The sequence below is a fragment of the Pseudomonas sp. Hp2 genome (assembly GCF_006386585.1).
GTDB lineage: Bacteria > Pseudomonadota > Gammaproteobacteria > Xanthomonadales > Xanthomonadaceae > Pseudomonas_S > Pseudomonas_S boreopolis.
Genome location: NZ_VAHJ01000002.1, coordinates 516,539 through 536,189, shown reverse-complemented (window position 1 = coordinate 536,189; position 19,651 = coordinate 516,539). Strand labels below are relative to the sequence as shown.

The 19,651-nt window shown below is 65.6% G+C and carries 22 protein-coding genes and 2 pseudogenes; all 24 read left to right on the top strand.

All coding sequences use genetic code 11. The features are described 5' to 3' along the window. Positions 1-17 precede the first annotated feature (17 nt). The 24 genes and pseudogenes from FD678_RS07510 (at position 18) to FD678_RS07395 (ending at position 19,617) form a co-directional block, all read left to right on the top strand. Positions 18-386 carry a DNA-binding protein gene (locus tag FD678_RS07510; protein WP_073664146.1) on the top strand — a complete coding sequence of 123 codons (369 nt, stop codon included), beginning with the start codon at positions 18-20 and terminating at the stop codon, positions 384-386. Further along, the gene (locus tag FD678_RS07505) at positions 383-910 is read left to right on the top strand and encodes an RES family NAD+ phosphorylase (RefSeq protein WP_140720800.1); all 528 of its coding nucleotides are present in this window, start codon (positions 383-385) and stop codon (positions 908-910) included. Before FD678_RS07510 ends, FD678_RS07505 begins: the two co-directional genes overlap by 4 nt. 198 nt (positions 911-1,108) lie before the next feature. Continuing rightward, on the top strand, positions 1,109-1,897 hold the full coding sequence (locus FD678_RS07500; RefSeq protein ID WP_140720798.1) for a PFL_4669 family integrating conjugative element protein: 789 nt from the start codon (positions 1,109-1,111) through the stop codon (positions 1,895-1,897). Further along, positions 1,894-2,421, top strand: a complete 528-nt coding sequence (locus FD678_RS07495; protein WP_140720796.1) for a DUF3158 family protein — start codon at positions 1,894-1,896, stop codon at positions 2,419-2,421. Before FD678_RS07500 ends, FD678_RS07495 begins: the two co-directional genes overlap by 4 nt. Continuing rightward, positions 2,418-2,795 carry a single-stranded DNA-binding protein gene (locus tag FD678_RS07490; RefSeq protein WP_140720794.1) on the top strand — a complete coding sequence of 126 codons (378 nt, stop codon included), beginning with the start codon at positions 2,418-2,420 and terminating at the stop codon, positions 2,793-2,795. Before FD678_RS07495 ends, FD678_RS07490 begins: the two co-directional genes overlap by 4 nt. A 298-nt stretch (positions 2,796-3,093) precedes the next feature. Continuing rightward, positions 3,094-5,121: a DNA topoisomerase III gene (locus FD678_RS07485; RefSeq protein ID WP_140720792.1), complete on the top strand. Its 2,028-nt coding sequence runs from the start codon at positions 3,094-3,096 to the stop codon at positions 5,119-5,121. 488 nt (positions 5,122-5,609) lie between these two features. Then, a pseudogene (locus FD678_RS07480) lies at positions 5,610-7,167 on the top strand (DNA cytosine methyltransferase). A gap of 272 nt (positions 7,168-7,439) precedes the next feature. Beyond that, entirely contained in the window at positions 7,440-7,691 is a 252-nt protein-coding gene (locus FD678_RS07475) for a hypothetical protein (protein WP_140720790.1), read from the top strand. Positions 7,692-7,715: 24 nt separating this feature from the next. After that, positions 7,716-8,108, top strand: coding sequence for a hypothetical protein (locus tag FD678_RS07470; RefSeq protein WP_140720788.1), 393 nt, complete (start codon positions 7,716-7,718; stop codon positions 8,106-8,108). A gap of 96 nt (positions 8,109-8,204) precedes the next feature. Continuing rightward, positions 8,205-8,669, top strand: coding sequence for a hypothetical protein (locus FD678_RS07465; RefSeq protein WP_140720786.1), 465 nt, complete (start codon positions 8,205-8,207; stop codon positions 8,667-8,669). A 106-nt stretch (positions 8,670-8,775) separates the two neighbouring features. Then, a complete protein-coding gene (locus FD678_RS07460) occupies positions 8,776-9,468 on the top strand; it encodes a hypothetical protein (protein ID WP_140720784.1) in 693 nt (230 codons plus the stop codon). An 81-nt stretch (positions 9,469-9,549) separates the two neighbouring features. Beyond that, a complete protein-coding gene (locus FD678_RS07455; RefSeq protein WP_140720782.1) occupies positions 9,550-10,287 on the top strand; it encodes a DUF5983 family protein in 738 nt (245 codons plus the stop codon). 84 nt (positions 10,288-10,371) lie between these two features. Next, positions 10,372-10,704: a uridylate kinase gene (locus FD678_RS07450; protein ID WP_140720780.1), complete on the top strand. Its 333-nt coding sequence runs from the start codon at positions 10,372-10,374 to the stop codon at positions 10,702-10,704. 288 nt (positions 10,705-10,992) lie between these two features. Beyond that, entirely contained in the window at positions 10,993-11,802 is an 810-nt protein-coding gene (locus tag FD678_RS07445; RefSeq protein ID WP_140720778.1) for a GTPase, read from the top strand. Between the two features lie 58 nt (positions 11,803-11,860). Continuing rightward, positions 11,861-12,230 (top strand): annotated as a pseudogene (locus tag FD678_RS07440) (DUF3085 domain-containing protein). A 375-nt stretch (positions 12,231-12,605) separates the two neighbouring features. Continuing rightward, positions 12,606-13,148, top strand: a complete 543-nt coding sequence (locus FD678_RS07435) for an STY4534 family ICE replication protein (protein ID WP_140720776.1) — start codon at positions 12,606-12,608, stop codon at positions 13,146-13,148. Between the two features lie 116 nt (positions 13,149-13,264). Continuing rightward, positions 13,265-13,879, top strand: coding sequence for a DUF3275 family protein (locus FD678_RS07430; RefSeq protein ID WP_140720774.1), 615 nt, complete (start codon positions 13,265-13,267; stop codon positions 13,877-13,879). A gap of 92 nt (positions 13,880-13,971) precedes the next feature. Beyond that, complete coding sequence (locus FD678_RS07425; protein WP_140720772.1) at positions 13,972-14,298, top strand: hypothetical protein; 327 nt, start codon at positions 13,972-13,974, stop codon at positions 14,296-14,298. A gap of 9 nt (positions 14,299-14,307) precedes the next feature. Beyond that, on the top strand, positions 14,308-14,568 hold the full coding sequence (locus tag FD678_RS07420) for a hypothetical protein (protein WP_140720769.1): 261 nt from the start codon (positions 14,308-14,310) through the stop codon (positions 14,566-14,568). A 76-nt stretch (positions 14,569-14,644) separates the two neighbouring features. Then, a complete protein-coding gene (locus FD678_RS07415; protein ID WP_140720767.1) occupies positions 14,645-15,295 on the top strand; it encodes a hypothetical protein in 651 nt (216 codons plus the stop codon). Positions 15,296-15,362: 67 nt separating this feature from the next. Continuing rightward, the gene (locus FD678_RS07410) at positions 15,363-16,472 is read left to right on the top strand and encodes a DUF6094 domain-containing protein (protein WP_140720765.1); all 1,110 of its coding nucleotides are present in this window, start codon (positions 15,363-15,365) and stop codon (positions 16,470-16,472) included. 169 nt (positions 16,473-16,641) lie between these two features. Further along, positions 16,642-16,887 (top strand): plasmid related protein, encoded by a 246-nt coding sequence (locus FD678_RS07405; RefSeq protein WP_441346744.1) that lies wholly within the window; start codon positions 16,642-16,644, stop codon positions 16,885-16,887. 105 nt (positions 16,888-16,992) lie between these two features. Continuing rightward, positions 16,993-19,272: a helicase-related protein gene (locus FD678_RS07400; RefSeq protein WP_140720761.1), complete on the top strand. Its 2,280-nt coding sequence runs from the start codon at positions 16,993-16,995 to the stop codon at positions 19,270-19,272. A gap of 114 nt (positions 19,273-19,386) precedes the next feature. Beyond that, entirely contained in the window at positions 19,387-19,617 is a 231-nt protein-coding gene (locus FD678_RS07395) for a hypothetical protein (protein WP_256661882.1), read from the top strand. Positions 19,618-19,651: the final 34 nt, after the last annotated feature.

Genomic DNA, 19,651 nt, shown 5'->3' with positions numbered 1-19,651 from the left:
CATTGAGGAGTAGCGCCATGTCCGCCGTCTTCGCTGATGTGCTCGAATCGACCCGTGAACCCGGTACGTCGCGGTTCTCGGCATCGGGCATCGCCGCCGTTCTCGACCTGCAACAGCAGGATCTGGCCACGCTTGCGGGCGTTCACCGCAACACCCTGCGGACGCACCCGGAATCGCCCCGCCTGCAAGCCGCGTTGCGCGACCTGGTGCGAGTGCTGTCGGCCGCGACGGCGATACAGCCGGACCAGCAGCGTGCCATCTTCCTGATCAAGAACGAGCCCATTCCCGCGTTCCGCCACAAGACGCTGCTGCAACTGATCCAGGAGGGCCGGACGGAAGATGCGATCGGCTACCTGGAATCGATCAGCTCCGGCTTCGTCGGATGATCCTCGTCGATCTGCCTCCCGGCGCCACGCTGTTCCGGGCGCATACCCCGCAATGGGCCAGCCGGCCCACCAGCGGCGCGGGTGCCGCCACCCGCGGCGGACGCTTCAATCGCGAGGGCGTGGAAGCCCTGTACCTGTCGCTGGATGAGCTGACGGCACTGCGCGAATACCAGCAGACCTCGCCCTTCCTGCCTCCCTGCACGATGTGCTCGTACACCGCGACGCTGAGCAACCTGGTCGATCTGCGCCAGCTCCATCACGGCGAACCATGGGACGAACTGTGGCATGACTGGCGCGAGGACTGGCGCCACCTGAAGCTGGAACTGCACATCGAGCCGCCGACCTGGGTGCTCGCCGACATGGTGCTGGCCCATGGCTACACCGGCATCCTCTTTCCGAGCCTGGCGCACGAGGGAGGAACCAACGTCGTGGTCTATGCAGACCAGCTCAAGGACGGCAATTCGGTGGCAGTGAACGACCCGGACGGGCGACTTCCCCGCGACCAATCCAGTTGGGTGCGCTGATCCACGTCCCGAATCGGTCCATGCACTGACCGAGTGGATGTCCTTGGCCTTCCATAGCGCTATCCCCAGGGGATAGTTGCAACACACAGCCTTCCGCTTCTCCCCAAACCGGCGTCCTGTCCGTGCGGTTTGTTGACTGACGGCCTTCCGGCCCGTCCCGATGCTGGCGACTCGCTCACCACCTTGCGAGTCGCCTCCATGCCTACTAACGAATCCCTGCAACTGAACCTCGGGTCGCTGCGCAGCGCGATGTCGCTGACGCTGCACACGCATCATGCCTCCCGCATCTGGCACGGCCGCGCCGCCGCAGAAGGACGGCCCGGCATCATCGGCCTGAACGGCTATCTCTCGATCATGAGCAAGCTGCGGCGCGGCGCCGAGCAGGACGATCCGTACAGCGACTGGTGGATGCTGCGCATCGAAGACAAGCTGGCGCAGACCAAGACCAGCCTGCAATCGCTGCGCGAACAGGTGGAGCAGGTGCTGGCGAACGTGCCGCCCGCGTTGTCGCTCGGAGAAAACATGAACGTGCAGCCGGTCAAGCTGCCGCTGTTCGTGAACGCACAACTCGGCTTCATGGCCGTCTACCTCTTGGCGGACTACGACGACCTGGCCCGCAAGCTGATCCTCTCCCACCACACCGCGCTGATCGACCGCTCGACCCTGGAACGCTGGCTCAACGAAGGCGCGCACGCGCTGCGCAGCCTGTTCTCGCTGGCCCAGCAGTACCGCTACTCCGGCTGCACCCGCGACGACTTCGCCGCCAAGAACGCGGCAGCGCGTGCAGCCATCGAGAAGTACGGCGAACTGCCGCAGGAGGTGCTCGAAGGCACGAAGCGTTCCCGCTATGCGCCGCCCATCGTCCGGCGTTCGCCGCTGGCCTCGGCCCCCGGAGGCCGGGCCAGCCGCGCGGAGGACGAACCCGCGCTGGACGACGAGACCCCGCCGACTGCGGCAGCGGGCGATGCCGAGGGTGAGCCGGAATGAGCGCCAGCCCCGCGCGTCGATTCGCACCATTGGAACAGGCGGACTTCCTGACGCTGGAACACGCCGCCTTCCTAAAAGGCCTTTTACGCCCTTTTCCTTTTAAGGGTAAGGGGAGTCTGGAGGACTGGGCCAGCCAATGCCACGCGCTGCGCGACGACCTGATCGCCCTGGCGCAGCGGCGCGTGCTGGCGCAGGCCACCGACTACCCGTTCCGCCTGCTGCCCGTGCATCTGGCCCAGCAGACCACGGGCGCCGGCACGACCTTCCTGCGCTGGCGCAGACCCGACCGTTCGGCGATGGGCGTGGCGCTGTGGCAGTCGCTGATCGCCAGCCCTTCCACGCCCGACCACCTGATCGGCGACCTCTACGCGATGGAGGTCCAGCGCATCGTGCTGAACATGCAGGTCAGCCTCACCCACAGCATCGCCCGCCAAGCATTGGAGGCCGCCGAGAAGGTCGCCCAGGCCGAAGCGGTCTACCACCGGCGCAGCCGCGCCAACCACTCCCAGGAGAAGCATCGATGAGCACCCATTTCAGTGGCGAGGGCAATATCGGCTCTGCACCGGAATACCGCGAATTCCCCAGCGGCAACGACGAACCCCGCAGGCTGCTGCGCCTGAACGTCTACTTCGACAACCCGATCCCGAAGAAGGATGGCGAGTACGAGGACCGCGGCGGCTTCTGGGCGCCGGTCGAACTCTGGCATCCCGAGGCGGAGCGCTGGGCCAACCTCTACCAGAAGGGCATGCGCGTGCTGGTCGAGGGGCGCACCGTGCGCGACGAGTGGGAGGATGCCGACAAGAACGAGCGCGTCACCTTCAAGATCGAGGCCCGCCGCGTAGGCATCCTGCCGTACCGCCTCGAAGCGGTGACGCTCAGCCCCAAGCCTGTCACCTGATCGCTGCCTCTGCGAGGGCGGCTGCGGCAACCCACCGTCGCCCTCCATGCGCCAGTAGACCTCAGTGGAGCTATCCCCAGGGGATAGCTCCACCAACGTCCACCGAGTTCCACGCGCTCTCCCGATACGACGCTCCCGCCGAACAAACCGCAGCTTTGCCGTCCGGCTGCTGCGGCACGCGCCGCCTCATCGACCAACAAATCGGTGGCCGCGCCATGCGGCTTCTTTGCGGTGTCGCCGGCTCATCCCGGACACGCTGCTGCTCATCCGATGAACAGCACGTTTCCGAGGAGGCCGAATGCGCGTGGTTCTCTGCGAAAAGCCCTCTCAGGGCAAAGACATTGCCCGCGTGCTGGGCGCGAACCAGCGTGGCAATGGCTGCTACACCGGCGCCGGCCTCAGCGTCACCTGGGGCATCGGCCACCTGATCGAAACCGCACCGCCGGAAGCCTACGGCGAGCAATACAAGCGATGGGCACTGGAACCGCTGCCCATCGTTCCCCAGCGCTGGCAGGTCGAGGTCAAACCCAAGACTGCCGCGCAATTCAAGGTCGTCAAGCAGTTGCTGGCGCAGGCCAGCGAGCTGGTCATTGCGACGGACGCCGACCGCGAGGGCGAGATGATCGCCCGCGAACTGATCGACTACTGTGGCTACCGCGGCCCCATCCAACGCCTCTGGCTCTCGGCGCTCAACGATGCGTCGATCCGCAAGGCGCTCGGCGCGCTCAAGCCTTCGTCGGAGACCTTGCCGCTGTACCACTCGGCGCTCGCCCGTTCGCGTGCCGACTGGTTGATCGGGATGAACCTCAGCCGCCTGTTCACCGTACTGGGTCGGCAGGCCGGCTACGACGGCGTGCTCTCGGTCGGCCGTGTGCAGACCCCGACGTTGAAGCTGGTGGTCGACCGCGACCGCGAAATCGCACGTTTCGTCTCCGTGCCGTTCTGGGCGATCGAGGTTGCCCTGTCCGCAGGAGGCGCTTCCTTCATCGCCCACTGGCTGCCGCCGCAGGGCTGCACCGACGATGCCGGCCGCTGCCTGCAGCAGCCCGTCGCGCAGCAGGCCGTCGAGCGCATCCGCACGGCCGGCACCGCTCAGGTGATCGGCGTCGAGACCGAGCGGGTGCGCGAAGGCCCGCCGCTGCCGTACGACCTGGGTACGCTGCAAGAGGTCTGCTCCCGGCAGTTGGGTCTGGACGTGCAGGACACGCTCGACATCGCGCAGGCGTTGTACGAAACGCACAAGGCGACGACGTACCCGCGCTCGGATTCGGGCTATCTGCCCGAAAGCATGCTCGCCGAGGTGCCGACCGTCATCGACAGCCTCATCAAGACCGATCCGGCCCTGCGCCCACTGGTCGCCCAGCTTGATCGCAACCAGCGCTCGCGGGCTTGGAACGACGCCAAGGTCACGGCGCACCACGGCATCATCCCGACGCTGGAGCCGGCCAACCTATCCGCCATGAGCGAGAAGGAACTGGCCGTCTACACGCTGATCCGTGCGCACTACCTGGCGCAGTTCCTCCCGCACCATGAGTTCGATCGCACCACGGCGCGGTTCGCCTGCGGCGGCCAGAACCTGGAAGCCGTCGGCAAGCAGATCGTCGTGCCGGGCTGGCGCCTGGTGCTGGCGGCATCGGAACCTGCCGACGAGGACGGCGACGCCAAGGCTCGCAGCCAGGTGCTGCCGCAGCTGCGTGAGGGACTGGCCTGCCGGGTCGGCCAAATCGATCTGAAGGCACTCAAGACCCTGCCGCCCAGGCCATACACGCAGGGCGAACTCGTGAAGGCGATGAAAGGCGTCGCCAAACTGGTCACCGATCCACGCCTGAAGCAGAAGCTGAAGGACACCACCGGCATCGGCACGGAAGCCACCCGCGCCAACATCATCAAGGGCCTGCTCGACCGCGGCTACCTCATCAAGAAAGGCCGTGCCGTGCGTGCCTCCGACGCTGCCTTCACCCTCATCGACGCCGTGCCGCCGGCCATCACCGACCCCGGTACGACCGCGATCTGGGAGCAGGCGCTGGACATGATCGAAGCCGGCCAGATGACGCTGGACACCTTCGTCGAGAAGCAATCGGCCTGGGTCGCGCAGCTCGTGCAGCAGTACCGCAGCATCACCTTGTCCATCAAGCTGCCGCAGGGGCCGGTCTGCCCGCTGTGCGGTGCCGCCACGCGCCAGCGCACGGGCAAGAGCGGTGCGTTCTGGTCATGCACCCGGTATCCGGATTGCACGGGAACGGTGGCCATCGAATCCAGTCCGCGACGCCGCGCCAACAGCGGCACCCGCGGCACGGCACGCAAGACGCGCCGCTCGTCCACGTAGTCGCCACACCCAACCCCATCGCACCGGCCGCGACCGATGCGCAGGCCTCGCACCCCGCGAGGCACCCAGCACGCTCAACCTTCTGCGACGTGTGCACGTCCGCACCGGCGGTTCCTGCCGGCGCGGCGAGAAGGCGCACTGGTCACCGCCCGCATCCGTGGGCGTTCTGTTCGGCGTGTTTCCGTTCTCCCGGTCGGTCTCCCGGCGGCTTGCAGCGCGAGCCGCCGGGAGACCCACTGGGTCAGCGGTAGTCGATGCCGGTGCCTGCCGGCGAAACAACAGGCTCCTTTTGTGCGCGGATGCGTGCCGAAGGATTTCGGCCCCAACCACGACACGGGCCGGGTGCGATCGCTGATGCAGCGACAGGCTCTACCGACGGCCACGTCCTGCGACAGCCCACGGGTGGTTTCCTCCTCGCCAGCCGAAGACCCGAGCGGTCTTCGGCGCCTTTCTCCTGCCTTTCCGACACCCCGAACAGGAGAACCCCCGTGCACCCTCGACACCCTCCAGCTTTGCAGTACGGCAGCGTGTGCAGCGGTATCGAAGCCGTGAGCCTGGCCTGGCAGCCCCTTGGGCTGCAAGCCGCCTGGTTCGCCGAGATCGAGCCATTCCCCAATGCCGTCCTCGCGTACCGCTACCCCGAGGTTCCGAATCTCGGCGACATGACGGGCATTGCCCGCCAGATCCGTGCCGGCACCGTTCCCGCGCCCGACATCCTGGTCGGCGGAACTCCATGCCAATCCTTCAGCGTCGCCGGCGACCGCCAAGGGCTCGCCGATCCGCGCGGCGCGCTCACCCTTGACCTATGTGGAGTTGGCCAATGCCATCGATCAAGCCCGTACCCAAGCCCGCCGCCCGGAAGCCACGCTCGTCTGGGAAAACGTCCCGGGCGTCCTCTCGGACCGCTCCAACGCCTTCGGTTGCTTCCTGGGCGCACTGGCCGGAGAAGGCCGTGCGCTCGAACCACCAGGGCCGCGGTGGACGCACGCAGGTTGTGTGTCTGGACCCCGCCGCCGCATCGCGTGGCGCGTGCTCGACGCCCAATACTTCGGTGTTGCCCAGCGCCGTCGTCGTGTGTTTCTTGTGGCAAGTGGTCGAGACGACCTCGATCCCGCCGCGGTACTTTTCGAGTCCGAAGGCGTGCCTGGGCATCCTGCGGCGGGCTTCGCTCCGTGGCAAGACGCTGCCACGGGTCCTGCATCGGGTACTGACGCAGCAGGCAGCTATGCCGGATTGAACCGCGCCTACGGCAAGGTCACGCTCGCCTTCGGCGGCGGCAACACCTGCGGGCCGATCGACGTGGCCGCCTGCCTGACGGCGGCCCCAGGCGCCAAGAACGACTTCGAGGTCGAGACCTTCGCCGTGCAATCGATGACTGGCACGATCAGCCATGCTCTGAACACCGCCAACAACGGCAAGGGATGCAGCGAAGACGGCACGGGGCGCGGCGTGCCGATCATCGCTTTCACCGCGCAGGGTTGCGGCGCGGATGCAGCGATGGAACGGGCACCGACGTTACGCGCTGGTGGGCATCGCAATAGTCATGCGAATGCTGGTGTGGTGCCAGCAATCGCTTTCGCGCAGAACTCGCGTGGCGAGTTGCGGCTGGAATCAGGGCACGGCCAGTTGACCGGCACGCTGTCCACTGGCGGCGGCAAGCCCGGCCAAGGCCGGCCAATGGTCGTATCGGTTTCGCTTCGTGGGCGCGAAGACGGTCTGCGTGCGGAGCTGAGTGGCGTCATCTCACCCGTGCTGCGTGCAAGCAGCGGCGGCGGTGACAAGGGCCACGTGCTTGCACCAACCTACGAGGCGCATTTCCACTACGCCCCGAAGGCGCCGGGGGATGCCGACTGGTCGCAATGGCGGGTGCGCCGGCTCATGCCCGTGGAATGCGAACGCCTCCAGGGCATGCCCGACGACTACACGCTCGTGCCGTACCGCGGCAAGCCGGCCGCGGATGCGCCGCGCTACAAGGCCATCGGCAATTCGATGGCCGTGCCCTGTGTGGCCTGGTTGGGACGCCGACTGTTGCAAGCATTGCGTTGAACACGGTGATGGCGGGTTTCTGTTTCTCGCGCGACGGCGACCTTGCCCGCCGCGATGCTCCTCCCATGCGTCGCTGACTTCGTCAGCACCATGCCAGCAGCCAGGGTCTTTCGGCTGCCGCGGAATCCTCTTCCGCGCGACCCGCCAGTCCGCTTCGCATCGCCCCCCCGCGGACGAGCGCCTTTCCGGAGCCGATGCTGCCTTGTTCCACCGACCGGGAGGTTCTGCTTCCCGACCGGGATGTGGCCTCCGACCTTCCCCAGGAGATCGCCATGTCCCTTCCGCCCCATGCGGTGCTTCCGAGCCCCGCCCAGGCCCGAGCCGATGCCATCGGCTATCTGGCCCTGATCCACGTCGGCAAGCGCCTGTTCGTCCAGGTCTGCCACAGCGCCGCCGGCCACTACATCGGCACCACCGATGCAGACGGCCCGGTCTCGCGCGAGTCCGCCCAGTACTTCCGCTCCTACCAGGCCGCCAGCCACGCCTTGGCGATCGGCCGTTGGCAACAGCGCCTCCATTCCTGAATCCCACTCGCCAGGAGACTTTTCATGAACCAGTCTTTGCCCCAAGACGTGCTCGAACTGATCGTGCGGGAAGACCTGCATTTTGCCCAGGCCCCCGAAGCGTTCTTCCAGGCATGGAAGCGCGGCGTCGAGATCGCCGGCCACCAGTGGTTCGGCGACGGCACCCGCGAAGGCCTGCAACATGCCGCCGAAAAGTGGGATCTGCGTCCAAACCTGCTGATGCTCAACGACGCCCTCGGCGTACTGAGCGGCGGCCAGCGAATGTTCCTCGCCGCGATGGTCAGCTTCTACAACGAACGCGAGGGCGGCGCCATGCTCAAGCGTTGCGGCTTCCACGGGCTGGCCGACTTCGGTGGCCTCGACTTGGAACGCCGTCAGGTGCTCGCCCAGTTGCTGCTCAACTACAACGGCTGGTGAGCCTGCCCAGGCACATCACCGTATTCCTTCCTCTCACCCCAAGAGGGACATGCGTCCCTTCGGGGCCATGTCCCTCCTTTTTTCATAGGAGCGACCATGTCCCGAATCCCTTCCTTCGCCATCGTCCTTGAGGGTGGCCTAGTCCAAACCGTGATCATGCAGGACTGGCCCGGCCAGGTCCCGCTGCCGCGCATCGCGGTGATCGACTATGACACCGAAGGCGCGGCCTACGACGAAATCACCCAGTTCGCCATCGGCGACAAGCCCGCGGAAGCCATCTGCCGCGGCGACGTCCCGGAGGTGTACGAATCATTTCCGGTGGCCTTGTCTCCCCGTGCCGTCCTTGCTGCGCTCGGCGAACCTGTCGATGACGACGCTTCCGAGCCGGCCATGACGGTGGCACGCAACGTCCGCAACAGCATCGTGGCGCTCGATGAGGCGCTGAACTGCAAGGAGCAGGCTCCGACCAGCAGCGATTACAACGAACTGTACGTGCTCGCCAACTGTGGGCTGATCGACGTGCTGAAGGCGATGGGCGACACCACCGACTTCGGCGACTGACTCTTCTTCCTTCCACCGCTCGAAGCCATTCCGGCCTCGGGCTTTTCCCATGCGGATGCCATCGTCCGCACGGACCGGCTCCGCTCGACCATCGAAAGGAGCCACCATGGCCAACAACTACTACGACGCCACCGGCGTCCTCGCGCTCGACCAGGTCACGCCGGTCATCACCGCACTGTTCGGCGGGTTCAATCTCGATCCAGCCTATCCCGGCAACGGGCGGGCCTACATCGCCCGGATTTCCGAGTCCAACGATCCGCAGTGGGACGACGTGCAGGAAGGTCTCGCCGACCTCGCCGCCACGCTCGGCCTGGATCGGCCGGATCAGGACGACGAATCGCCACTGGCAGGCATCCTGCGGGTGCTTGCCGCGCACTTCGGCGCCGAGGACGACGAGGCGTTGGAAAACCTCATCGAACAGCACGCGTTCGAGGACGGTGCCGATCTGGAGGCACTGTTCCTGGTGGCCACCTGTTTCGATGACGGCCACCACCTGGCCGCCATCCAGTTCGAGGGCTGCTGGCATTGCAGCAAACCGCGGCTGTTCGAGTTCGGCGGCGATGCCTGCTTCCTGAGCCGGGAGGTTCGCCTTTTCGGAGCTTCCACGCACGCCATGGAGCTTGGCGAGCAATTGCGCAAGGCCGTCCTGACGGTCGATGCCGAGGAAGCCTCCGCGCTGATCGCATTGGAGGCTGTCAGCGTGCTCTCGGGCATCAACGACGACGCCTTCCGTTCGCGGCTGCGGCGGCGCGTCGCCGAGCGGCTGTTCGACCCACCCGCGTCCGGCGATACCGCCTGACGTTCTTTCCTTCCTTCACCCGCTGGGGTTCCATCCCCGGCAGGGGATGGGCTCCGCCTAATCCTTTGCTGGAGAAATCCCATGTCCAAGACCGAAAATTTCTTCGTTCGCGGGTACAGCAACCTGCGCATCGTCCGCTCCCTCTGCATCAGCTACGACGACGGCAGCCCACTGGTCTGGCGTCCCATCCACGCCAGCCAGGCACTTCTATCCGACCGCGACCTCATCTCGTCGCCTTGCATCGTCACCAACGACTTCGCCGTGATCCGAAATATCGGCGAGGAAATCAGCGACGAATTGGCGGCCGAGTGCGATGCCGGCGACGGCGTCGATGGCGAGGGCGTCGTGGGCGCCGTGGTCTATGCCATCCACGGCGACGACTTCAACGGCGAACCCGTCCATATCGGCGACACCTATTCCGAGGGAGCTGCCCGCGAGATCGTGGGGCGGCTGAGTTTCGAGACCGGCTTCTACAGCCGCGCCTGGGAGATCAGCAGCGCCCATCTGACCGAGGACGCCAACCGCTACCTGATGGAGCTGGCTGACCTCGCTACCCCGGAGAGGTTCCTGTTCATCGCCTTCCGCATCCCGTACAGCCCGGCGATCGGCGTCAAGCTGATCTCCACGCCCTGGGCGGACAGCCATCTGCAGGACCTGGAAGGCATCACCGCCGAACAACTGCGGCAGGAACACCGGAACAAGGGCATGCCCGAATCCCTGGTGGACGCGCTGCAACAGGCCGGCCAGGCCGATGTTCGCTTCCTGATCTTCGATGCCGACGCCCCGGTACTGGAAGGTCTGCCGCTGTACGAATCGTAGTCCCTGCGCTCCCTGGGAGCATCCACCGTCCTTGCGGCTCGGCATCCGCGAGGGTGCTGAGCCGCTCCTTCTTTGGAGCACACCATGATCACTTCGCTGTCCGAGCCCGGCCTCGACCTGTCCGGCATCGTTGACCACGTACTGCACGATCTTGACGCCGAAGCAGACTTCGAGCTGCAACTGGGCGCCTGCATCAATGCCATGAGCCAGGACGATGCCATCGGCCAAACGCTGGTGTTCGAGCGCATGAGCGGCACGCTGCACATGCGCCATATCAGCATCGCCGATCTCATGGAGACCGACATCGACCGCTACGAAATGGTGGTATTCGACGGCGGCAATACCCGCGGCGACTGCTGGAAGCACGTCTTCTTCCCACGACAACGCACGCATTGCTTCGTGTACGAAAACTTCTGATCCACCTGCCGCCCCTCGATCGAGGGGCGTTTTCTTGTCCGTGTCCGCCGCACCAATGCGGGAACGTCCAGATTCCATATTGCGTGCACCGGGCCGCCAGCGACGCGCCATGCTGGCCGCGTGTTCGCTGGCGTAGCCGGCAACCGCCCAGGCAGTCGAGACCTTCGAGGCTGCGGTGCACCCGCACTGGTCATCTCCATCCATCGACGCACACCGCGTCCTTTCCACCCCAAGGGATCTTCCTCCCTTGCGGGCGGGAGTCCCTTGTTTTCCTTCAAGGAGTCTCCCATGGACCGTTCTGCTATTCGCATCCAGTTGCCCACGCTCGTCGCAGGGCACGTCCCGCGCAACGTGAACTCGTTCAAGTTCCGCTTCTTCGACAGCCAGCCGCAGGAATCCACGCTCGGATTCGTGATCGACCCCAAGCCCTTCGACGGCAAGGTGGTGGCGACGACCGATGACGCCATCGTTGTCAAGACCTCCCGTGCCGAGTTCGCGGTGCTGGATCGCGACCTGGTCACCGTCGTCCCCGACGAAGGTGCCAAGGTGCACGTCCAGCCCTATGCGCGGCGCCGCTTCGACGGCCTGCGCGCGGACACACCGGAAGAACGCACCGAGTACACCTCCGAGGGCAAGCCGTACACCATCCAGACGCACATCCTCGGCTCCGCGCCGGCCAAGCTGCCCATCCCCGAACCGCAGTGCCCCGAACTGCACGACCTGATCCAGCAACTGGAGGAACTGCCGGCGCCCGATCGCTTCCGGAAGATCACCCACATGCTGGTCGATGCCGGGGCCAAGGACTTCACCTGGGTCGATCCGGCACCGACCAAGATCATCGAGACGCCGCCGGCGATCAGCTTCTCCGTCTCCACGGCGAAGTTCGAGGGGCGGGTCACCGTGCTCTACGACCGTGCCGGCGACGTGTACGTGATCGAGCTGCATCAAGGCGATGAACTCATCGAGCGCATCGACGAGGTGTATTTCGACAGCCTTGGCGAGGCGCTGGCGCATCGGATCGACGATGGCCGCTGGCGCCAGATCCAGGTGACCGTCCTGGAGCAGGCCAAGCGCACGCGCAAAGCCCTCTCGGCGTGATCGACCAGGCCGCGGCTTCCGCGGCCTACCTTCCATCCCACTTTGAGGAGATTTCTCCATGTCCCTGCGATTCAAGGGGGTCGATCTGCGCCCGGTGTTAGCCGAAGCAGTCGCCAACCAGTGCCGCGTCGTCCTCGCCAAGGACCAAGGCGCCTACTTCCTCGCCGAACGCGGCGAGCGCCTTCCCGGTGGCCGCCAGAAGCTGATCGCCTACGCGGTCGGCTGCAACCCCGACGTCGATCCATCCGTTCGACGACTGGTGGGCACTGGTGAACGCCGAGCTGGGGGGCGATGATTTCGGCGAGTTCTTCGACGTACAGGACGACGTGTTCGCCCGCATCCTGCACAGCGAAGACGATCTGGCGTTGTCCGCCACCGAGACGCACCTGTCCTTGCAGGCGGTTCCGCGCGAACCCAATGGCGGATGACCGCCGCTTTCCCCGACCCCCGCGCATGCGGGGGGTTCTTCGTTCTGGAGCCAGCATTTCGACCGGACCCGGCGCCGGAATGGGGTGGTCCGGTAGTGCCGATTCATCGATGCCCCCGGCGTACCGTCATGCCACGCTGCCGCCATGCCCCGCTGATTGCGATCAGCAGCATGCCCAGGTAGCCACGATCTTCAAGGCTACGACTCGGTTCCGACCGCGTTGATCACCCCCGTTCGCACCGGCATCCATGCGCGAACAACCATCGATTCCAGATGGCGATGCCACCACGCTGTTCCATCAACCCACGCGGGGGTTCCACACCTTCCCCGCCTGGGTCGGGTGTGTCTCCGCTTCTTGTCCTACTGGAGATTCACCATGACCACTTCCAACGAAAAAACCTACTTCGATCTGCACATCACCGGCCTCGGCTACCTCAATCGCATCCGCGAGGTGAAGCCGAAGAAGGGTTCGCCCTTCCTGGCTTGCGACATCGCGGCGCTCAACGGTCCCAGCGATGACGTTTCCTACGTGCGTTTCGACACCCGTGTTTCCGGCAACGAAGCGCAGCACTTGGTCCGCCGCTGCGAGGATGCCGTCAAGGCCGAAAAGAAGGTCCTGATCGGCTTCCGCCTGGGCGACCTCTGGGCCGACACCTTCACCTACACCAAGGGGAAGCACATCGGCGAACAGGGGGTGAGCTTCAAGGCCCGCCTGCTGTTTATCTCTTGGATAAAGGTCGACGGCGAGCTCGTCTACAAGGCCGAGCCCAAGCCGACCGACTCCGACGAACGCGAGAGCGACGTTCCGGCTCCCGCCGAAACGCCCGCCCCGCAGGAAGCTCCGGCCCAGGCGTCCCCCGCGCCGGCCGCTGAAGCGCCCGTCGAAGCCCCCGCACTGGAGGCTGCCGAGTCGTTCTGACCCGCTGATCCACAAGGCCCTGTTGTCCGGGGCCTTGTTTTTTCCCCGCAGCCATCCGCCATCGGCCATTCGCGCTGATGGCGGACGGCTGTTCCTTTATCCGCAGGAGTCTTCCCATGATTACTCTCCCAGGCCAGCTGGCCATCAAGACCATCCACGGCAGGAACGGCGACTTCAACGTCGGCCGCCTCGCCACCTCCATCGGCGAGTTCGTCGTGAAGAACGCCGAGTTGGATCAGTACGACGAGGGCAAGTACGAGGGCGATTTCGCCATCGCTGAAATCCGGCCGTCCACGTACAACGCCAACGGCCGCATGGTCATCGAGATCCGCGCCTTGCTAGGCGGAATGACCTTGTCCAACGTCGATGCCCTGAGCGGCGACGAAGCCCGGCAGTTGAGCCCGCAGGAAGTCGATCCGATCGACGAAGAAGCGCAAGCCCCCACGCCGGCCAAGCCCAAGGCACCCGCTAAAGCGAAGTCCCGCGACCCGCGTGATCCGCTGGTCGATACCACGCCCTTCGGCAGCGCGATCGCAGCTCCCGTTACCCCCGAAGCCTCGGCCGAGGCGGACGATGCGGCGCTGTTCGGTGCGATCTGGCCGCTGGACGAGATCGTCAAGCTCGATGCCACCGTCGATCGCCGCGTCCTGCGTCAGCAGCGCGACCGTCTCGGCACGCTGGGCTACATCTTCGAGCCGTTGTCCCAGGACTGGCACCTCGCCAAGGCCTGATCCCCTCCGTCGCACCCGCGACGTTCATCCACCCGCCGGGGCCGCTTCCCCGATGGGGGAAGCCCCCCGGCTTTTTTCTGGAGGTTTCCATCATGTCCGCCATCGCTTGCGATTCCCCCCGTTCCACGCTGGATGAATCCGCGTGGCAAGCGGTCTGCAAGACGGCTGCCGAGCACGCCCAGCGTGGTTGCGGCCTCTCCTGGGAGCACTGGGTCACGCTTTTCAGTTCGGAGATCGACATGCAAGTCAGCCAATTGCCGGAAGAGCAGCGTGCCCAGGCCCTGGAAATCGCAGCCCAGGAATGGGACTACGCAACACCTGCCGAGCGGCAGGAAATCCAGGACTGGCTTGCCGAAAACGGATGCTGCTCCCACGGTATCACCTTGGGCTGCTGCCCGGCCGGTTGCGGCTCGTACTGAGGAGGCGCCATGGACCCGATCCTGACGGCACTCTCGCCCTCGCTGCTCGCCTACGTCGAGGGGCAGTTGTCCAACGACGAGGTTTCTTCCGACGAGGAAATGCTCGACTACTTCGTCGCCAACGGCCTCACCGAGGAACAGGCCCGGCACGCGCTGACCTACCGCGACCAGTACCTCAACAACCTCTACCTCGAAGGCTTCACGCCGATCACCGCGGTAGATGCGCCGCTGCACTTCAACCCGCACACCCGGCAGTTCGAGCCGGACTGAGCGGTTCCTTCTCCACCCCACGGGGCAGCACTGGCCCCGGCGGGCGGTGCTGTTCCCCTTCATCGAGGACATCACCATGCCTGCATCCGCTTCTCCCACGACGCTGTACCGTATCGACGAGTGCCCGGACCTGATGGCCGACGCCTGCGTCGGTGACGACCAGGGCAACCTGATCTTCCTGTCCATCTGGGCGCGCGACACCGCCGTCCAGGAGTTCCTCGCTCGCCTCACCCTCGGGCGCGACGAGCAGGGACTGGACCAGTTCCACGTCATCACCCCCGAAGGCGGCTCGCTGCCGCTGTTCGTCGGCAACGTCGATCGGCTGGAAAAGCGTGCCACGCGCGCTTACCGGCGCACGCTGTTCGGTTCGCTCTCCAATGTGTGGCTGTTCGACAAGCGTTGCGTCAAGCCCGACAAGGCCAACGCCAGCGCACTGGCGCTGCTGCCACGCGATTCCACCCACCGGCTCGACCGGCTGTGGACGCTGGTGCAGGACACCTGCCCATTGCCCTTGCTCGACCACTGGCGCGAGACCGTGCTGGAACTGCTGCAAACCCGCGACATGCTCGGCCGCCTTCCGTTCGCCCTCGGGCCGCTGGAAGGCCATCGGCTCGCCATCGACGTGCCGGTGCTGACCCAGGCACTGGGCAACCTAATCCGCAACGACGTACTCACCGCCTATCCCTATCCGGCAAAGATTTGGACGCCGGAAGTGGAAGCGGCCTGAACCACGTCACGGACGCACGCCTTGCGCGTGCCTCCGTCAATTTTCCCCGCCAACCAAGGAGACTTCCATGGCACTCATGTTCCCGCGGCTTGCCCGCAGTTTCGCCAAAAATGGCTACTACCCCACCGACGAAGCAACGCTGGAGCGAACACTGTCCGCACTGGCGCCGGCCAACGGCCCGATGTCGATTCTTGATCCCTGTGCCGGTGAAGGCGTGGCGATCGCCGAAGCTGCCCACGCCCTCGGGCGCGAGCAGACCACCGCGTTCGCCGTCGAGTACGACGCAGAGCGGGCCCACCACGCCCGCAACCTGGTCGATCACTGCATCCACGGCGATCTGATGGACACGCTGATCTCGCGGCAGGTCTTCGGCTTGCTGTGGCTCAACCCGCCCTATGGCGACCTGTCGAAGGATGTCAACGGCAACATCGGCTACCAAGGCCAGGGTCGTCCCCGTCTGGAAAAGCTGTTTTACCAGCGCTCGCTTTCCTTCCTGCAATACGGTGGTGTGCTCGTCTTCATCGTGCCGTCCTACGTGCTCGATGACGAACTGGTCGGATGGCTGACTCGTCACTTCTCCAACCTGCGTGCCTTCCAAGCGATGGACAAGCAGTTCCGGCAGGTGGTGATCTTCGGCCAGCGCATTCGCCAGCGCGACCAGGTATCGGATTCGATCAAGGCGGCACGCACGCTACTGTTGCAGATCGGGCAAGGTCAGATTGAAGCCGATGAACTTCCGTCCGAATGGCCGTTCCTGCCGTACACCGTTCCCGCGGCGCAAGCCGAACCAGAGCACTTCTACCGCGTGACGATGGAACCGGAGCAGTTCGCCGATGAAGTCGGCCGGCTGCACGGGCTCTGGCCGTCGGTGGATACGCATCTGGGCGCCGCGCAGAAAGCCCTGCGGCCGCCGGCGCGTGCGTTGTCGCACTGGCATCTCGCCCTGGCCCTGGCTGCGGGCGCGATCTCCGGCGTGGTGCGTTCCAAGAACGGCCGCGTGCTCGTCGTCAAAGGGGACACCCACAAGGAGAAGACCCTCCAGACGGAATACACCGAACGCGACGACGGCTCCGTGGCCGAGACCCGCATCCTCACCGACAAGTTCGTCCCCGTCATCCGCGCCTGGGACATGACCCCCGGCTCGTCCACGCGAGGCGAGGTACTGACCATCCGCTGATCGCGGTTCACCCACGACGGCTCGCCGTCGATTTCATCCACCCAACGGGGTCCCGTCACCCCGCTGGGGTGCCGTGGCCCTTCCATTCTCCAAGGAGCACACCATGGCAACCCAAGCATCTCCCATCGCCCAGACCTCGAACCGGCGCTTCTCGCCCGGCCAGACGGTTATGACCCTCGGTGTCGATGAACTGGTCCGTCAGGGCCGGCTCAATCCCGTGCCGTATCTGCGCCGCCATCTCGCCGCCGACTGGGGCGACCTCGACGACAGCGACCGGCGGCAAAACGATGCCGCGTTGAAGTCCGGCGAGGATCGCCTGTTCTCGTCCTACCAGGTCACGCCCGATCTGAAGCTCTGGATCATCACCGAGAGGGATCGCAGCGTCACCACGCTGCTGCTGCCCAGCGAGTACTGATCCCTCCCACGCACAACGGCTTCGCGCCGTACTTCTCTTCCCACACCGGGGCATGCCATCGCCCCGTGGGGGTGGTGCATGCCCCAACTCATTTGGAGCATCACCATGTCCCTCGATCTCGAAACCACTGCCGCGCGAGTTGAGTCCGTCCAAGGCGAACTGCTCGACGCGGAACCGTCTCCTCTCACCCTGAGCCTTCAGGATTTCGTCACCGAGTTCGGCGACGAACTGCTGGATTCCCTCAACCGCGCCAACCCGCCGGTCTACATCGGCACGCCGAAGGCGCATCGTCAACTTCTCCTGGCCAGCCTCAAGCGCCAGTTGTTCCCGGCGCAAGCCGACGTGGTCCATGCCGCCGCCGAGCTGCTGGTCGATCGCGGCGAACGCGCCGCGATCGTCAACGGCGAGATGGGGTGCGGCAAAACGACCGTCGGCATCGCCACGGCCGCCGTCCTCAATGCCGAGGGCTACCGCCGTACCCTGGTTCTTTCGCCGCCGCACCTTGTCTACAAGTGGCGGCGCGAGATCCAGGAGACGGTCGCCGGTGCGAAAGTCTGGGTGCTCAACGGCCCGGACACGCTGGTCAAGCTCATCAAGCTGCGCGAGCAGCTTGGCGTGCAGCCCTCCGGCCAGGAGTTCTTCGTCCTGGGTCGCGTGCGGATGCGGATGGGCTTCCACTGGAAGCCGGCCTTCACCCGGCGGCGCACCCGCCACGGCGACGTGGGCGCGTGCCCGGACTGCGGGCAGGTCATCACCGACCTCGACGGCGAGCCGGTCGATCCGATCGAACTCGAAGCCGAGGAATACCGCCGCAAGTGCAGCCGTTGCGCCGCACCACTGTGGACGCTGATCCGTCCGAGGGGCTTGTCCGCCAGCGACCAGTCCTCCGCCGTGCTCAAAGCGCTGAAGCGTATCCCGACCATCGGGGAAGTCACTGCGCAGAAGCTGATGCAGAAGTTCGGCGATGCGTTCCTCGCCTCGATGCTCGGCGACAACATCCACGAGTTCATCAACCTCATGGATGGTGACGGCGAGCTGGTCTTCTCCGACCGCCAGGCCACGCGCATGGAGCGCGCCATGGCGAACATGGAATTTGGATTCGGCGAAGGCGGCTACCAGCCGTCCGAGTTCATCAAGAGATACCTGCCGCAAGGCATGTTCGATTTGCTGATCGCGGACGAGGCGCACGAGTACAAGAACGGCGGCTCCGCGCAGGGCCAGGCCATGGGCGTGTTGGCGGCGAAGTCGCGCAAGACCTTGCTGCTCACCGGCACGCTGATGGGCGGCTACGGCGACGACCTCTTTTATCTGCTGTTCCGCGCCTTGCCTGGGCGGATGATCGAAGACGGCTACCGCCCGACCAAGAGCGGCAGCATGACCTCGGCCGCGATGGCGTTCATGCGCGATCACGGGGTCTTGCGCGATATCTATTCCGAGAGCACCGGCACGGCACACAAGACGGCCAAGGGCACCAAGGTATCGGTGCGCACGGTCAAGGCGCCGGGCTTCGGCCCGAAAGGGGTGCTGCGCTGCATCCTGCCGTTCACCATCTTCCTCAAGCTCAAGGACATCGGCGGCAACGTCCTGCCGCCGTATGACGAGGAGTTCCGCGAGGTGGCGATGGACCCGGCGCAAGCCACGGCCTACCGCGATCTGTCCGGGCGGCTGACGGCCGAGTTGCGCCAGGCTCTGGCGAAACGCGACACGACGCTGCTCGGGGTGGTTCTCAACGTGCTGTTGGCCTGGCCGGACTGCTGCTTCCGGTCGGAGACCGTGGTGCATCCGCGCACGCGCAACACCTTGGCGTTCGTCCCGGCTCAGTTCAACGAGCTGGAGCTGATGCCGAAAGAGCGCGAGCTGATCGAGATCTGCAAGCAGGAGAAGGCGGAAGGTCGCAAGACCCTGGTCTATTCGGTCTACACCGGCACGCGCGACACGACGAGCCGGCTGAAGGTACTGCTGGAGCAGGAAGGTTTTCGGGTCGCGGTGCTGCGCGCGAGCGTGGACGCCTCCCGCCGCGAGGACTGGATCGCCGAGCAGTTGGACCGTGGCATCGACGTGCTCATCACCAATCCCGAGCTGGTCAAGACGGGGCTGGACCTGTTGGAGTTCCCGACGATCGTGTTCATGCAGTCGGGCTACAACGTGTATTCGCTCCAGCAGGCCGCACGCCGCTCCTGGCGCATCGGGCAGAAGCAGCCCGTGCGAGTGATCTATCTCGGCTACGCCAACTCCTCGCAGATGACCTGCCTGGGGCTGATGGCCAAGAAGATCATGGTCTCGCAATCCACCTCCGGCGACGTGCCGGAATCCGGGCTCGACGTCCTCAACCAGGACGGCGATTCCGTCGAAGTGGCGTTGGCCCGCCAGTTGGTCGCCGCCTGATCTCCACGCCCACCGCGGCGGCACGCCAGCCGCCGCTTCTTTCCTCGCCCAACCGATGCGTCCATGCCCCTCGCGGGCATGGCGTCATCGCTTTTTCTCCCAAGGGTCTGATCCATGAAAACACATCGCATCGCGGTCGCGTGCCGCAACGCCTCGGGCATGCCCGACCTGCCCATCTTCACCGTCACCCCCACCGAGGAGGAATACGACCTCGGCATCCACTACGACAAGGCCGAAGCGTTGGCCGACGAGGCCGGCTATGAAGGTCCCTTCGTCTGCTTCGACGACACCGAGCATGCCGCGATCCTGGCGGCGGCTGTCAGGCTGAAATTCGTGGCCGATTGACACCACACGCTTTGCACCTTCGACGGCCCTCCGG